The sequence below is a fragment of the Streptomyces sp. NPDC093221 genome (assembly GCF_044753885.1).
Taxonomy (GTDB): domain Bacteria; phylum Actinomycetota; class Actinomycetes; order Streptomycetales; family Streptomycetaceae; genus Actinacidiphila.
This window is the reverse complement of the sequence record NZ_JBIVOA010000018.1, coordinates 1-16,499: the sequence shown is the minus strand read 5'-3', so window position 1 is coordinate 16,499 and position 16,499 is coordinate 1. Positions and strand designations below refer to the sequence as shown.

The window sequence follows — 16,499 nt, the reverse complement described above, 5'->3', positions numbered from 1 at the left end:
GTGCGGCTGAACGCGGGCCCGGTGGGCGGCACTTGTGCGCAAGTGCCCGCCCGCCGGGCCCGACCGCGCTACGGCGTGGGCTGGTCCGGCATCTTCCACACCGTCAGCAGCGTGGAGTACGTCGGCATCGGGTCGGTCATCATGTTGCCGGACGGCGTGACGTCGGTGACCTTCAGCATGGCCAGATTCCCCTCCGAGGTCACCGTGCACAGCACCGTGCCCTTGGCGATGTACGTGTCCTTGGCGAGGTCGCCCCGGTAGATCTCGCCGGACAGCGCGTCGGCGCCGACCCCGTTCCTGCACGCCTGGTAGTCGGTGCCGTCGGCCCGGCCGAAGGTGGTGAGGAACCGCATGCTGCCGTCGGCCCAGTCCTGGTACTCGATCTCGTAGCCGTCGGTGTCGCCGATCTGGCCGTTCGGCTCGACCCTCGCGCTGTCCAGGTCCACATGCGTGCCGTGGTTCCAGGCGGGCGAGCGGATGGTGAACTTGCGGTCCTGGAAGATGACTTGCGGCTGCCCGCCGCCGGGTGTGCCCGGGTCGGCCGAGGAGCCGCCGGGGGAGCCGGTCGGGGCGGTGCTCGCGGGGCCGGTGGTCGGGGCGGCAGCGGGGGACTGGGAGGTGGAGGTGCCGGGGCCGCCGCCGAGCGGCGACTTGCCCTGCGGGCCCTTGTCGTCGCCCTTGCCGTCGGAGTGGGTGAAGGCGTAGGTGAGCGTCACCGCGAGGATCACGGCCAGGACGCTGCCGCCGATGGCCATCACCTTCTGCGTCCGGCCGCTGGGGACCCGGCTCTGCCCGTCGTGCCCGTTCCCGTTCCCGTCGTGCCCCTCGTTCCCGTTTCCGGGATCGCGCCCTTGCCCGTCTCCGGGACCGCGCCCTTGCCCGTCTCCGGGACCGCTCTCGGGACCGCTCGCACGACCGCTTCCGTCCCCGCGGCCGGTGGCTCCGTGGGCGCCGGTCGCGGGGCCGTCCACATTCGTCGGCCCGAACATGCCCGAGGTGTACGGGCCCGACGCGTACGGACCCGGCGTGTACGGACCCGGCGCGTACGGGCCGGAGGGCGCGGCACCCGTCCCGGCGGGCGGTGCGGCCCGCGGCGCCCCCTGCGGCATCGCGGGCGGTACGGCGGGCGCCGGTATGTGCGGCGGCGCGGCGGGCGCGGCGGGCGCGGCAGGCGCGGCAGGCGGTGCCGGGGCCGGCGGCAGGGCCGCGGCGGCCTCCCGCCGGGCTATCTCGGCCGCGAGCGGCTGCGGCAGCCAGCCGCTGAAGTCCCGCAGCGGGCGGCCCGTGCCGCGCTCGCACAGCTCGGCCAGCTCCGCGGGGGTGGGCCGGGCCGCCGGGTCCGCGGTCAGGCAGCGCTCCAGGACGGTCCGCAGCTCGTCGGGGTAACCGGACAGGTCGGGCGGCCGGACAGCGGTGTTGGCTATCTGCGTGGCGAGCGTGATCGCGCCCGCCGTGCCGTACGGGTGCCGTCCGGTGGCGGCGACCGCGGCGATCAGGCCGAGCGAGAACAGGTCGGTGGCCGGGGTGAGTTCGTGCCCGTTGGCGTGCTCGGGCGACATGTACTGCGGGGTGCCGATCAGGCCGCCGCTGCGGGTGAGCTGCGTGGAGTCCGCCGCGCGCGCGATGCCGAAGTCGATCACCCAGGGGCCGCCCGCGCCGAGCAGCACATTGCTGGGCTTGAGGTCGCGGTGGATGACGCCCGCCGCGTGCACCGCGCGCAGCGCCTCCGCCGCGCAGCCCACCAGTTGCAGCGCGGTGGCCACCGGCAGCGCCCCGTACCGGGCGAGCGCGTCGTCCAGCGGCAGTCCCGGAATGTAACTGGTCGCCAGCCAGGGCCGGTTGCCGGTGGTGTCATGGTCGACGACCGGCACCACGTGGTAGCCCTGCACCCGGCGCGCGGACTGCACCTCCTGCTGGAAGCGCCGCCTGAACTCCTCGTCCTGCGCGTATTCGCGCCGGATCACCTTCAGCGCGACCGGCTGTCCGCCGCGGGTGTGTGAGAGGTAGACCGACCCCATCCCGCCCTCGCCGATCCGGGCCAGCAGCCGGTAACCGGCCACCTCGCGCGGGTCCTGCGGCTCCAGCGCCTGTAATGGACTCCCGCCCGGACCCTGATCAGAACCCGGTCCCGCGCCCGGCACCGGACCCGCACCCGCACCCGCGCCCGGCACCGGACCCGCACCCGCGCCCGGCGCCGGGCCACCGCTCGAACTGCTGTCGTGACTGGAGATTTCGGGCACCCCCCGGTAGGCGAACGGGGCACGATGCTACCGGGGGTGTGTACGAGGCGCGGACGTCGTATCGAACCCGCTGACGCCTTGGTGCCGTTCGGTGACATCACCCGCCGAGGACGGCCCAGGGCCGGAGGCCAGAACAGCATCGGGCCTCGCCCCGTATCCGCCTCAGGACTCGCCCGGCACCGGCGCCAGCCGCACCAGCCGGTCACCCGTCCTGGTCCCCGTCGCCACCAAGGTCCCGCCGGGCGGCACCTTCTGATATTTCGTCAACAGCAACCAGCCGACGCCGTACTGCCGTTGGACCGCGGCGCGCTGCGCCGCCGTCGACTTCGGGTCCAGATACGTGCGCACGGCGGCGAATCTGCGGTCGCGTTCGGCGGCCGGGGTGGACGGGTCGGGCCAGGTGGGGGCGACCAGGAAGAAGCCGTAGGCGGGCAGGACGTGCGTGGCGTAGTACCCGTCGGTGAGGATCACCGCGTCGGCGGGCATGCGGTCCGCGGCCCAGCCGTACCCCGGCCAGCGCACCGGGTGGTCGACGGTCACCGGCAGGAAGCGCTGCGGCACGACGGCGCCGATCTGCGCGGCCACGCCGAAGCAGAGCGCGACGGCGGCCACGGGCGCGAGCACCGCGCGCAGCCGGGTCCACGGCGGGATCGAGGCCAGTTCCACGGCGAGCGCGAACTGCGGCGGCACGAGCAGCAGCGCGAAGACCCGCCCGTAGGTGTAGTGCCCGCTCACCCACCCGTAGGCGACGATCAGGCAGAAGGCGGCGAACATCAGGACCAGCGGGTCGCGGACGCCGCGCCGGGCGCGCAGCAGCAGCGGCGGGAGGCCGACGAGCGCCAGCCCGTACCACTGCCAGGGGTGGATGTAGAGCCGCTTGTGCACCGCGTCGACCGTGGTGTCACCGGCCAGCGAGAACACGTCGTAGTACGGCCACGCCACGGCCACCAGCAGCGCGAGCGCGCCCGCCAGCAGCCAGCGGGCCGTCACCCGCCGCGACCAGCCGCGCTGCCGGGCCGTCAGCACCGCCACGATCCCGACGGCCGCGGCCAGCGCGGTGATCGGGTGGATGAGCAGCAGCAGCCCGCAGGCCACCCCGAGCAGGGCGTAACCGGCCCAGCCGGTGGTACGGCGGCGCGCCAGCCGGTCGGTGAGCGCCCACAGGTGGAAGGTGACGCCGACCGCGAAGGCGCTCGGGTACGAGGCGCCGCGGGTCAGCGACCACACCCCGCAAAAGCCGCTCCACTCCTTGCCCTGCACGCCCCACAGCAGGGTGAAGGCCAGCAGCGCGTAGACCGGCGCCATCGGCCGTCTGCTCAGCGTCCGCGCGTACACGCCGACGCCGGTGACCAGCACCGCCAGATTCACCGGGCCGCACCAGCGCACGACCTCCCGCCCGGCGGCGCCGGTGGCCCGCGCGATCAGGCCGAGCGCCACGATGTACGGCGAGAAGTACGGGCTGCCGGTGCCCGGCAGGTCGAGCAGCGGATTGGCCGGGTGCCGCCAGTCGGCCTTGACCCGCTCCACCGCCGAGGCGTGCTGCCCGAAGTCCGAGGCGATCGGCGTACGCCAGGCCGCCGCGGCGACCACCAGCCAGAAGAGCGTCCCGACGACGGCGTACGGCGTCACCCGCCAGGCCCGCGCCCGCTCCAGCAGCCGGGCCGGCAGACCGGCCCGCCCGGCCGCGACCGCGGCGCCGTCGGCCGTACCGGCCCCCGGCTCGTCGCCCGCGCCGTCGCCCGCCGTGACCTCTCCGGTCGTCAGTGACGGCAAGGCGCGGCCTTGAGGAGGGTGCGGTCGTGCGGCCGCGGCGGGTGTGCGGCGGGGGCCAATTCGCTCGATGTCATGACAGGCTCCGTGTTCCGGCGGCGGTTCGGTCAGGGTGTCAGGGGGTCAGCCGAGCATCAGGTCCGCCACGCGGGCGGCGGCCCCTCCGTCGTCCAGGTGGCAGAAGGCGGCGCGGAAGGCCGCGTAGGCGTCGGCGCGGCCCCGGACGGCGGCCTCCGGGTCGCGCAGCGCGGCGGTCAGCTCGTCCGTGGTGCGCAGCAGCGGCCCCGGCGCCTGGGCCTCGTAGTCGAAGGTGAAGCCGCGCAGCGTGTCGCGGTAGTGCGGCAGGTCGGGCGTGAACAGCAGCACCGGGCGGCCGGTGACCGCGAAGTCGGCGAGCAACGAGGAGTAGTCGGTGACCAGCACGTCGGCGACGAGCAGCAGCTCCGCGAGGTCGGGGTGGGCGGAGACGTCCCGCACGAAGCCGCCGGGCACCGCCGGGAGGGTGTCGGCGACCAGCGGGTGCGAGCGGACCAGCAGCACATGGCTGGTGGTCAGCTCCGCCGCCATCGCCGCCACGTCGAGCGGCAGGTGCAGCCGGGCGTGCTCGGCGTCGTACGCCTCGTCGTCGCGGACCGTCGGCGCGTACAGCACGACCGTGCGGCCGGGCGGCAGGCCGAGCCTGGCCCGTACCTCCTCGCGCACCTTGTCGCGGTCCTCGCCGCTGAGCAGGTCGGTGCGGGGCAGCCCGGTCTCGGCGACCTCGCCGTCGAAGTCGAGGGCGCGGCGCAGGACCGGGGTGCTCTGCGAGTTGGGGGAGAGCAGCACGCTCCACTGGTGGCCGAGGCTCGGCTGCGGCCACATGTGGGTGAGGTCGGCGCACAGCGTGCCCGCCAGGTCCTGGCCGATCCGCTTCACGGGCGCGCCGTGCCAGGTCTGGACGACCCGCTGGCCCTCGCGGCGGCGGAACCACGCGGGCAGATGCGTGTTGGTCACCACATGGCGGCCGCGGGCCAGCGCCTCGTACCAGTCGTCGCTGCCGCGCAGCACCGCGCGGGCGGTCGCGGGCACCGCCACGGTGTGGTCGCGCACCACCCACACATGGTCGAACGGGACGCCCCTGCGCACCAGTTCGTCGTGGACGGCGCGCGGCGAGTCCGCGCAGTCGCGGCCGTCGAAGCTGCTGTAGAGGACGGTGTCGGTCAACGGGCGGCGCAGCAGCACCGGGTAGCGCCGCTCGCGCAGCATCCGCTGCCGGTACGGGCCGCGGTCCGCCGCGGGCACGGGCGATCCGGCCGCCACGAACAGGTGGTCGTGGAACCGTCGGTCGACCGTCACCGGCCGCGCGCCCGGCGCCGCCGGGAGCCGCAGCGGCAGCTCGGCGAACGCCTCCCGCGCGATCCGCACCGGGGCGTCGCCGCCGTCCGCCGCCCGCAGGTGCAGATACCAGCGCCCGGCGTGCGGCAGCGCCGACACGTCCAGCGCGGCGCTGAACCGGCGTACGGGGCCGGCCGGGTCCCGCCCCGCGGCTCCCTCCGCCGCCACGGCAGACGCCGTTCCGGCCACGGCCTGCGCCGGGGTTCCCGCCGCGACCGGGGCATCGTCCCCCGCTGCCGCAGCGGCGCCCGCAGCCCCCACGGCCCCCGCCGCCTCGGCGGCAGCGGAGTCCGCACCCTTTGCCGCCAGCGTCACCTCGACGCCGACCTCGGCCGCGTACGTGCCGTGCCGCAGGACCAGCCGGGCCGGGGGCGGGGTGTCGGCGGGGAGTTCACCGGTGACCAGGAGGGTGCCGTTGGTGGCGCGCGCCACATGGGTGGCCAGCGGCTGGGGCGTACGGTCGCGCAGCAGCAGATTGCCCGCCGCGGTGGCGTCGACGACCAGCTCGCGCCGGGCCCCGGCCAGCAGCGCGTCGCCGCCGAGGTCGTAACGCCCCTGCGGCAGCGGCCCGTCGGCGGCGATCCGCGCGGTGCCGCCGTCGGCGAAGACCGCCTCGAACGACCAGGCCGCGGCCGTCTCCGGCGCGACCTCCTTGGGCAGCCCCTCGACGTCGGGCCGCGCCCCCGCGAGGTCGGCCAGGACCAGGCGCGCCGTCAGCCGCGTCCAGCCGTCGATGCCGGTGCTCTCCGCGTCGGCGGTCAGCGGGTAGTCGAAGGCCGCGCCCGTCGTCTGCTGCGTGGCCCGCAGCGCGACCGGGGGCTTGCGGTCGCGGACGGCGATCCCGAAGACGACCCCGCCGTCGCCGTCCGCCCGGTGACCGGTGATCCGGCGGGTGACCGGCTCGACCGACAGGTGCAGCCGGCCGTCCTTGTACCAGGGCACGAGCCGGGTGTCGTCGTCCAGCGGGAAGGGGACGGGCGAGGACCCGGCGCCCGCGTCGTCGGCGCGCGGCGCCGCGGGGCGGACCACCGAGCCCGCCGCCACGACGATCCCGAGCCGCCACTGCCCGGCCGTCCAGCCCTCCTTGCCCCGCAGCCGCTTGGGGTCGACGGTGATCTCGAAGCCGGACCAGTCGTACGAGTGCCGCTCCTGCGGTCCGCCGTCGGTCACTTCGGGGACCCGCACGGTCCGCACCGGCAGCAGCAGCTTGCGGCGCCCGGACATCAGCACGGCCGTCTTGAGCGAGGTGCGGCGCGCGCCCGCGTCCACATTGCGCACATACGCGTGGCCCCGGAGGATCAACTTGCCGTCGCGCCACTCCAGTTGGCTGAGCCGGGCGACCACCGGCAGGTCCTTCGTGCCGATGGCGGTCACCGCGCGCGGCAGCGGCACGGGCGAGCCGTCGCCGCGCACGATCACCGCGCGCTTGCGCAGCGGCGGCCCCGCGATGTCGAACACGGTGCGCCCGCCGTGCTGTTCGTGCGCCAGCACCTCCAGCAGGTCCGCCAGCCGCCCTTCCCTGATCAGCTCCCAGCGGATGCGCAGTTCGGCGGGCAGCGCGGGGAAGAGCGTCGGGTCGACGCGGCCGAGGTAGTCGCGGACGCGGTCGAGGAAGACCTGGTGGTATTCCGGTCCCGCCATCGGCAGGGCCTCGATGAAGTACAGCAGGTCGTCGGTGAGCACCGACCGGTCGTAGTCCCGCTTGTGCTTGCTCCAGCGGGTGTTGGCCGGGTCGGCAAGGAACCGCGAGACCCCGTCGACGGCCGCGATCCGGTCGCGTACGCCCTTGACGTCGGTGCGGCGGCGGGTGATCGAGCCCTCGCGGATCCGCCAGTAGTAGACGTGCTCGTGCAGCACGTCCACGGCGTCGGCGAGGAAGTGCGCCGGAATGGTCAGCGGCGTGTCCTCGTACAGCACGCCCTCGGGGAAGGCCAGTTGGTGCTTGTCCCAGAAGGAGCGGCGGAAGACCTTGTTCCACGCCACCCGGTCGGACAGCAGGCCCAGGTCACGGGTGATGTGCGTGCGCCGCACGGTCTTGTCCATGCCCCGGTGCTGCCACGCCTGGCTGCGGCCCTGCGTGGTGAGCCGGTAGACGTTGCCGGTCGCGAAGTCGGAGCCCGACTGGTCGAGCAGGCCGACCAGCTTCTCGTACGCGCGCGGCGGCAGCACGTCGTCGCTGTCCACGAAGGTCAGGTACGACGTCTGCGGCGCCGCGTTCCGCGCCCCGGTGTTGCGGGCGTGGCCGAGGCCGCCGTTGGGCTGCGCGACCAGCCGGAAGCGCGGGTCGCGGTCGGCGAACGCCTGGGCCAGTTCGGGGCCCGAGTCCGTCGATCCGTCGTCGACCATCACCACATCGAGGTCGGTGAAGGTCTGCGCCGCGATCGACCGCAGGCACTCCTCCAGGTACTGCTCGACGTTGTAGACGGGGACAACGACAGTGAGGCGGGGCGTCATGGCGGGCAACGGTCCTTCCGGGACGGCGACGGCATACGGATGACGGCACGCGCGCGACGGCACATGCACGACGGCATGCGAATGCCGTTCCTTCAACTCGCCGAAGCGCCTTCCGGTCACCGCGAGTGAGCCGAACGAGCGAAAGGATGAACCGCCGCAGGGTGTCCGGTTGGTACGCTCGGACGCTATCCCGTACCGGTACGTCTCGATCTGTCCAGGATGGTCATGCCCCGAATCACCGTCGTCGTCCCCGTCCACCGCGCCCAGGGCTTCCTGCGCGCCTGTCTGGAGTCGGTGCTCGGGCAGTCCTTCACCGACGTCGAGGTCGTCGCCGTCGACGACGCCTCACCGGACGCGAGCGGCGCGATCATCGCCGAATTCGCCGCCGCCGACCCGCGGGTCAAGCCGCTGCGGCTGGACCGCACCGGCGGCACGGGACCGGCGCGCGACGCGGGCGCGGCCCTCGCGACCGGCGACTACCTGCTCTTCCTGGACGCCGACGACCTGATGACGCCCGGCACGCTGGCCGCCGCGGACGCCCGGCTGCGCGCCACCGGCGACCCCGATGTGCTGCTCTTCGACCACGAGCGCTTCACCGTCTGGGAGAACATCCAGGAGAGCGACGACGCCGACTTCCTCGGCGAGGCGGGCGACTCCGTCTTCACCGCGTCCGACCGCCCCGAGTGCCTGGGCACCTACCCCGCGGTCTGGAACCGGCTGCTGCGCCGCGCCTTCTGGGAGGAGCGCGGCTTCCGCTTCGGCGAGGGCGCGTACGAGGACGTCGCCGTCGCCTCCCGCGTCCTGCTCGCCGCCACCGGCATCGCGTGCCTGGACCGGGTCGGCGTGCGCTGGCGCAAGCGGCGCGGGATCAGCGTCGGCACCACGCCCGGCCGCCACCACCTGGCCGTACTCGACCGGTACGAGGCACTGTTCGCCGAGATCGACGGCGCCGACGAGGCCGAGGACCGCAAGCGGGAGCAACGCGCCGCGCTGTACCGGCGGATGGCCGTCCTGCTCGCGGCCGTCGGCGAGGACGGCTCGCCGCTGACGCCCGACGCCCGGCCGGAGTACGTCCGGCGCGCGGGACGGCTGCTGGGCCGCTACCGGCCCGCCGGCTGGACCGCGCCCGACAGCAACGAGGGCCGCTGGCTGCGGGCCGCGGGCACCGGCAGCTACGGCCGCTACCGCGCGGCGCTCGGCGGCCAGGCGTGGACGCGCAAACTGGCCCGCCGGATCAGGGCACGCAAGAACGCGCTGGGCCGCGCGGTCTACCAGCGCTACTACCGGCTGCGGCTGCGCCGCCCCGTCGACCCCAACCTCGTGGTCTACGCGGCCTATTGGAACCGCGGGGTGTCCTGCAACCCGGCGGCCGTCTACTACAAGGCCCAGGAGATCGCCCCGCACCTGCGCGGGGTGTGGGTGGTCAACAAGAAGGACCGCGAGGCGATGCCGCCCGGCGTCGACCACGTCGTGGTCAACTCCCGCCGCTACTGGGACGTGCTGGCCCGCGCCAAGTACCTGGTGAACAACGCCAACTTCACCGGCCAGGTCGTCAAGCGCCCCGAGCAGGTCTACCTCCAGACCCACCACGGCACACCGCTCAAGCACATGGGCATGGACCTGCGCGCCCGCCCGGCCGTCGGCAAGGGCATGAGCTTCGGCCGCCTGCTCGACCACGCCGACCAGTGGGACTTCTCGCTGGCCGCCAACCAGCACTCCGCCGAGGTCTGGGAGCGGGTCTACCCCAGCGGCTACGAGACGCTGCCCAGCGGCTATCCGCGCAACGACGTGTTCCACACCGCGGGCGCCGACGAGGTCCGCCGCGCCCGCGAGAGCCTGGGCCTGGCCCCCGGCACCACCGCGATCCTCTACGCGCCCACCCACCGCGACTACCAGCGGACCTTCGTCGTCCCGCTCGACCTGGAACGGCTCTGCCGCGAACTGGGCCCCGGCTACACGCTGATGGTCCGCGCCCACTACTTCTACGGGCAGAACGACGCGCTCGAGGCGCTGCACGCGGCGGGCACCATCATGGACGTCTCGCAGCACCCGTCCGTCGAGGAACTGAGCCTCGCCTCCGACGCGTTGCTCTGCGATTTCTCCTCGCTGATGTTCGACTACGCCAACCTCGACCGGCCGATCGTCGTGCACGCCGCCGACTGGGAGGCGTACCGCGCCGCCCGCGGCGTCTACTTCGACCTGCTGTCCGGGCGGCACGGCGAGACGCCGGGCGTGGTGGCGGGCGACGAGGCGGGACTGGCCCGCGCCTTCCGCTCGGGGGCCTGGCGCGGCCCCGAGGCGGCGGCGCTGCGGGCCGCCTTCCGGCAGCGGTTCTGCGCGTACGACGACGGGCTCGCCGCCGAGCGCGTGGTGCGCCGGGTGCTGCTCGGCGAGCCCTCGCTGCTGCCGTACCGCCCGCTCCAGGACCGCCGTCCCGCCCCGGCCCCGGCCGGTGCGCGGGACGCGGACCCGACGGCGGGACCCGCGGGGGAGCGCCCGGCGGTCCCGCTCGGCTGAGGCGCGGGAGCCGCTGGGGCCAAGGCCGATCGGTGAACCGCCCGGTCCGCGGGAGCGGTCCGATCGGGTGAACCGCCCGCGCCGCCGGGGCCCTTGGGGCCGCTACAGGCTGCGCGGGTCGGGCCCCGAGGGCTCCAGCGGCGGCGGGCCGGACGGATCGGAGGCGTCCGCCGCGAGCGGGGCCAGCGCGCGGGCGCGGGACGGCGGCGGGGCCAGGTGCCGGTCCTCCGGCGGGATCACGGGCGGCAGCCCGCCGTCCTCGCGCAGGAACACCCGGCGCACCACGCGCTCGGCGGCGAGCCCGTCGTCGTAGGGACAGAACCGGCGCCGGAAGGCGGCCCGCAGTTCGGCCGAACGCGGGCCGCGCCAGGCCCCCGTGGCGAGGATGTCGGTCAACTCGTCCTCGCCGCGCGCCACCAGGCCCGGCGGGTGCGCGGTGATGTCGAAGTACGCGCCGCGGGTGGCCCGGTAGGTCTCCCAGTCCGCGGCGTGCAGCACGATCGGCCGGTCGAGGCCCGCGTAGTCGAACATCAGCGACGAGTAGTCGGTGATCAGGCCGTCCGAGGCCAGGCACAGCTCCTCCGCCGACGGGTGCCCCGACACGTCGATGACCCGCGGGTGCGGGGCCCGGTCGTCCAGACCGTCGCGCGGGTCGCCCGGCGGGTAGAAGTGGTGGGTGCGGCGCAGCAGCACCACGTCGGGGCCCAGCGCGTCGGCCATCCGCGCCAGGTCGAGCGCGGGCCGGTAACCGCGCTGGTAGTCGCGGTGCGTGGGCGCGTAGAGGAAGGCGGTGCTCTCGCGCGGGATGCCGAGTTCGTCGCGCAGCCGCAGCACGTCGCGCGCGGTGGCCCGGTGGAAGATGTCGGTGCGCGGCTGGCCGTACTCCAGGGCCGTGAAGCCCGACGGGTAGGCGCGCTCCCAGACCAGCGTGGAGTGGCGGCTCGCCGAGAGGCTGTAGTCCCAGCGGTCGACGTGCCGCAGCATCCGCTCGAAGTCGGTGGTGCCCGCGGCGGCCGGGTGCTCCTGGAGGTCGATGCCCATGTGCTTGAGCGGCGTGCCGTGGTGGGTCTGCACATTGATCTGGCCGGGCCGCTTGGCGTACCTGCGGTGGAAGTTGACGTTGCTCACCAGGTACGAGGCGCGGGCCAGCGCCGTCCAGTACGCGGCCGAGCCCGGCTCCAGGCGCCGTACGCCCGGCGGCAGGGTGTGCGCGTGCTCCGCGGTGGTCACCCACGCGGTCCGCATGTGCGGCGCCAGTTCGCGCAGCCGCTCCTCGACGGCCGCCGGATTGCAGGAGTAGCCGCGGTCCCAGTACGCGGAGAACACCGCCAGGTCCGGGTCGAGCGCGCGCCGCCGCTGCACCCGGTAGTGCGCGTGCAGCGCCGTCGTCCGCAGCCTGCCGTACAGCGCCCTCGCCCGCTGGGTGGCGCGCAGCCGCAGCCGGTGCGCCCGGCCGAGCGCCTGGAAGGTGCGCCGCGCGCCCAGCGCGACCAGCAGGTACCGCACCCCGCTGCGGCCGGTGGGACTGGCCCGGAAACCGCTCGGCCGCAGCCGCCGGTACTGGGCACGGCAGCGGCGGAAGTACTCCGGGCGCGACGAATTCGGCAGCCGGTCGGGGAAGTTGAAGACGGTGGTGAGGTGATCCAGTATCCGGCGGAAGAGCACCGGCCGCCACCGCTCCAGCTCCGGGTGGCTGTCGAGGAACGCGAACAGCAGGTCGTACTGCTTGAAGATGTCGAAGTGCCGCCGGCTGGTGGTGTGCAGGATGCCGCTGCCGCGCCGCTGCCGGTAGTGCACGCAGACCCGGTCGAGCAGCGCGATCGACCCGGCGGCCATCAGCACCGGATACGTCCACGGGGTGTCCTCGTAGTAGCCCGAGGGGAAGGCGATGTCGGACTTCTCGATGAAGTCGCGGCGGTACGCCTTGTTCCAGGCCACCATGATCAGCCGCAGCAGCTCGGGCCGGTCGTCCAGCGTGCAGACCTCGGGGCCGGTCTCGCTGAGGATCGCCGCGAACTGATTGCGGTGGACGTCGCCGTTCCAGTACGTGCGGGCGTAGTCGAAGACCAGCACGTCCGGCTCGCCGGTCCGCTCGATCCGGGCGGCGACGGCCTCCAGCGAGCCGGGGACCATGGTGTCGTCGGAGTCGAGGAACAGGACGTAGTCGCCGGTGGCGCGGGCGAGACCCGCGTTGCGGGCCCGGCCGAGGCCGATGTTCTCCGGCAGGTGCAGCACCTCGACGCGGGCGTCCCTGGCCGCGAACGAGTCGGCGATGGCGCCGCTGCCGTCGGGGGAGCAGTCGTCCACGACGATCAGTTCGACATCGGCGAAGGACTGGTCGAGCACGGATTTCAGACAGGCGTGCAGATACGCCTGCACCTGGTAGACGGGGACGACGACGCTGAAGCGGGGCACAGCACATCCAGGTTCGACACGGGGGCGAGGGGCGCACGGGCGCCCATGGCTTTCGCGCGGAGTGCCCGTTATATCCAGGGAACGCGTGGCCGCGCCGCTGGTTACGCTCCGGCGCGTCGCGAGTCGCGGATCCGTACAAGTGCTTTGGTGATGATCGGCGGCAGGACGTTGACCAGCAGACGGCGCGCCCGGGAGCGGCGCGGCGCGGGGGCGGCGGGGGAGGCGGCCGTCGGGGCCTGCGACTCGGCCCGCCCGGCGGGCCCCGCGGTCCGCCCGGCGGCGGATTCGGCGTGCTCCGCGGTCGGCGCCGCTGTCTGGGCCGCGGTCTGGCCTGCGGTCTGATCAGGGGTTTGTGCGGCGGCGGGCGCGTGCCGGGACGGCGGCTGCGACGGCGACACCGTACGGTCCCGGTCGCCCTTGACCCGCAGCAGCGGCGCGCCCGCCACCGTCTGCACCTCGTGCCACAGGTCGGCGCGGCCCGACACGTACGCCAGCAGCTCCGCGCGGATCTCGGCCGGATCCCCCCAGGTGGCGTACATCTTGCTCTCGGTCACGCAGATCGCGTGCAGCCCGCCGGAGGTGACCGCCTGCCAGACGGCGGCGGCCACGCCGGGACAGTGCGCCGAGCGGTAGTCGTCCAGCGCGACCACGCCGTGCGGGTGCAGCAGCTCGCGCGAGGTCTCGATGTCGGCGTGCACGTGCTCGTACAGGTGCGAGGCGTCGATGTGCGCGAACCGGCACGACACCGGCTGGACCCGGTCCCTGACCGTCGAGGACATGCCCTGGACGACCTCGGGCAGCTCGTCGTGGAAGGAGAGGTAATTGGCCTCGAACGAGTGACGGGTCAAGGTCGGGTACGACTTCTTCATCTCGGCGGAGTTGGCGTTGTCCTCGGCCGGGGCGTCGAACAGGTCGCAGACGGTGAAGGTGTCGCCCTCGCGCAGGTAACTCCCCATGAAGATGGCGCTCTTGCCGAGATAGGCGCCCACCTCCAGCAGGTCGCCGGGCTCGGTACGGCTGACCTGCCGGGTCAGGAACCAGTCGAAGAGGACCTGGTCGACGGGGAAGAACCAGCCCTCGACCTGGGCCAGTTCGGTGGGCGCGGGAAGCCGGTCCTCGGCGGAGGTCATGGTCATGGGGGGATGTCCGTTCGGTACGGGTGTGGGGGGCGTCAGTGTAAAGCGCCCGACGCCCCCCGATTCGTACCGAATATTCCGCCGCCCCGCGCGTGCGCCGCTCCTCGGTGGCCACCCGGTGGCTTCCGGGCGGCTCCCGGACGGCTCCCGGGCGGCTGTTGGACGGCCGCTGGACGGCTCCGCGGCGGCTACTTGACGGCGCCCGCCATCACACCGGACACGAACTGCCGCTGGAAGGCGAAGAAGACCACCAGCGGGACCACCATCGACACGAAGGCGCCGGGCGCCAGGATGTCGATGTTGTTGCCGAACTGCCGTACCTGCTGCTGGAGGGCGACCGTGATCGGCTGCGCGTCGCTGTTGGCGAAGATCAGCGCGACCAGCATGTCGTTCCACACCCACAGGAACTGGAAGATGCCCAGCGACGCGATGGCCGGGCCGCCCAGCGGCATGACCACCCGCACGAACAGCCGGATCTCGCCCGCGCCGTCCAGCCGCGCGGCCTCCAGCAGCTCGCGCGGGATCTCCGCGAAGAAGTTGCGGAGCAGGAAGATCGCGAAGGGCAGTCCGAACGCGGTGTGGAAGAGCACCACACCGGAGATGTCACCGAAGATCCCGATGTCGCCGAAGAGCCGCGCGACCGGGATCAGCGCCACCTGCACCGGCACCACCAGCATCGCCACCACGGCGATGAACCACCAGTCGCGGCCCGGGAACTCCATCCAGGCGAAGGCGTAACCGGCGAGCGAGCCGATCACCACGACCAGCAGCGTCGCGGGCACGGTGATCAGCGCGGTGTTCACCAGCGAGTCGGTGATCGCGTGATTGTCCAGCAGCGTGCGGTAGTTGGAGACCGTCAGCTCCGACGGCGAGGTGAAGACCTTCCACCAGCCGCTGGCCGAGATGTCGCTCGGCGTACGCAGCGACGACAGCAGCAGCCCGATCGTCGGCATCAGCCAGAACAGCGCCACCACCAGCAGGAAGACGCGCACCAGGCCGCCGCTCGCGCGGGCCGCGATCCGCGCGGCCACACTCTCCTTCGGCCTCGGCGCGGCCTCGGGCACCGCGTCGCCCTTCGCCGCCTGGCCGCCCGTCTCAGGACCGCCCGCCATGGCGGCCGATTCCGCGCTCATCGCCGTCCCTCCCTGCGCAGCCGCCGGATGTTGAAGATCATGACCGGCAGGACCAGCAGCAGCAGGATCACACCGATCGCGCTGCCCACCCCCTGGTTGTCGCCGCCGCCGAAGGACGACAGATAGAGCTGGAGGGCCAGGACGTTCGCGTCCGACTGGGTGTTGCCGGGCGCGATGATGTACACGAGGTCGAAGATCTTCAGCACGTTGATCATCAGCGTGACCGTGACGACCACCAGGACCGGGGCCAGCAGCGGCACGGTGATCCGGCGGAACACCTGCCACTCGTTGGCGCCGTCCACCCGCGCCTGTTCCATCAGCTCCCGCGGCACCCCGGCCAGACCGGCCGCGATCAGCACCATCGCGAAGCCCGCCCACATCCAGATGTAGCTGCCGATGATCGACGGCGTGATCAGATTCGGGCCGAGCCAGTTGACGCCGTTGTACTTGCCGGAGAAGTTCGAGGCGGGCAACCGCAGTTGGGCCCCGGCGGCGGACGCGGGCAGCTTGTACGTGCCGTCCTTCCCGGACTTCGCCGTCGCCACCACCTTGCCGTCCTTGACCGCCTGCACCTTCACACCGGACAGCGCCTTCTCGCCCGGATCGATCACACCGGGCTTCCCGGTGCCGCCGGGCCTGAAGTCCAGCCATACGGTGCCGGTCACCGAATCCGGCTGCGAGGGCGCGGGCTTGGCGTCCACGGCGTTCGAGGGCAGCTTGTTCTGCGGGATGCCGATCAGCGGCAGATCCGCGGGACTGCCCTGCCGGGCCGTGGACTTGGTGGTGAAGGAGCCGCCCGCGCTCGGCGCGAGATCGCCGCCGGGACGCGGCCTGGCGCCCGGATAGGCCGCGTTGTCGGTGAACGTGTCATGGACCGCGACCACCACGGCGTTCGCGACGCCGCGCCCCGGGTCCTGCTCGTACACCAGCCGGAAGATGATCCCGGCCGCCAGCATCGAGATGGCCATCGGCATGAAGATGACCAGCTTGAACGCCGTGCTCCAGCGCACCCGTTCGGTGAGCACGGCGAAGACCAGACCGAGGGCGGTCGCCACGGTCGGCGCGACCACCACCCAGATCGCGTTGTTGCGCACGGCCGTGAGGATGCCGTGGTCGGTGAAGACCGTGCCGAAGTTCTTCAGACCGACGAAGGCGCTGCCGTCGGCGTCGAAGAGGCTGCGCTGGACGGTGTAGACGATCGGGTACACCACGAGCGCGCCCAGCAGGATCAGGGCGGGCAGCAGGAAGAGCGCGGCCACCCAGGGACGGGTGCCCATCAGGCTCCTGCGGCGGCCCGGTCCCTTGGCGGGCGGGCCGGGCAGAGGGCCGGGCGGGGGGGGGGGGGGCCCGGCCCCCGCCCCCCCCCCCCCCCCCCCCCCCCCCCCCCCCCCCCGCGGGCCCCCCCCCCCCCCGGGGGGGCCGGGGGGGGGGGCCCCCCCGGGGGGGGGCCCGGAAAGGGG

General features: G+C 73.7%; 8 protein-coding genes. 1 reads left to right on the top strand and 7 read right to left on the bottom strand.

Annotation, left to right across the window (positions count from 1 at the left end):
- Positions 1-68: 68 nt before the first annotated feature.
- The 3 genes from ACIQCJ_RS35720 to ACIQCJ_RS35710 all read right to left on the bottom strand — a co-directional run bounded on the left by ACIQCJ_RS35720 (position 69) and on the right by ACIQCJ_RS35710 (position 7,838).
- On the bottom strand, positions 69-2,060 hold the full coding sequence (locus ACIQCJ_RS35720; RefSeq protein ID WP_402714016.1) for a serine/threonine-protein kinase: 1,992 nt from the start codon (positions 2,058-2,060) through the stop codon (positions 69-71).
- A gap of 342 nt (positions 2,061-2,402) precedes the next feature.
- Positions 2,403-4,013, bottom strand: a complete 1,611-nt coding sequence (locus tag ACIQCJ_RS35715) for a hypothetical protein (RefSeq protein ID WP_355342934.1) — start codon at positions 4,011-4,013, stop codon at positions 2,403-2,405.
- 120 nt (positions 4,014-4,133) lie between these two features.
- Positions 4,134-7,838, bottom strand: coding sequence for a CDP-glycerol glycerophosphotransferase family protein (locus tag ACIQCJ_RS35710; RefSeq protein ID WP_402714014.1), 3,705 nt, complete (start codon positions 7,836-7,838; stop codon positions 4,134-4,136).
- Positions 7,839-8,063: 225 nt separating this feature from the next.
- Between ACIQCJ_RS35710 and ACIQCJ_RS35705 the strand changes: the two genes are divergently transcribed.
- Positions 8,064-10,355 (top strand): CDP-glycerol glycerophosphotransferase family protein, encoded by a 2,292-nt coding sequence (locus ACIQCJ_RS35705; RefSeq protein WP_402714012.1) that lies wholly within the window; start codon positions 8,064-8,066, stop codon positions 10,353-10,355.
- 102 nt (positions 10,356-10,457) lie between these two features.
- On the opposite strand, the gene ACIQCJ_RS35700 is transcribed toward ACIQCJ_RS35705, so the two are convergent.
- The 4 genes from ACIQCJ_RS35700 to ACIQCJ_RS35685 all read right to left on the bottom strand — a co-directional run bounded on the left by ACIQCJ_RS35700 (position 10,458) and on the right by ACIQCJ_RS35685 (position 16,316).
- Entirely contained in the window at positions 10,458-12,770 is a 2,313-nt protein-coding gene (locus ACIQCJ_RS35700; RefSeq protein ID WP_401858619.1) for a CDP-glycerol glycerophosphotransferase family protein, read from the bottom strand.
- 101 nt (positions 12,771-12,871) lie between these two features.
- Complete coding sequence (locus ACIQCJ_RS35695; protein WP_402714028.1) at positions 12,872-13,900, bottom strand: class I SAM-dependent methyltransferase; 1,029 nt, start codon at positions 13,898-13,900, stop codon at positions 12,872-12,874.
- Between the two features lie 194 nt (positions 13,901-14,094).
- Complete coding sequence (locus ACIQCJ_RS35690) at positions 14,095-15,018, bottom strand: carbohydrate ABC transporter permease (protein ID WP_355343274.1); 924 nt, start codon at positions 15,016-15,018, stop codon at positions 14,095-14,097.
- A gap of 17 nt (positions 15,019-15,035) precedes the next feature.
- A complete protein-coding gene (locus tag ACIQCJ_RS35685; RefSeq protein ID WP_355343277.1) occupies positions 15,036-16,316 on the bottom strand; it encodes a sugar ABC transporter permease in 1,281 nt (426 codons plus the stop codon).
- Positions 16,317-16,499: the final 183 nt, after the last annotated feature.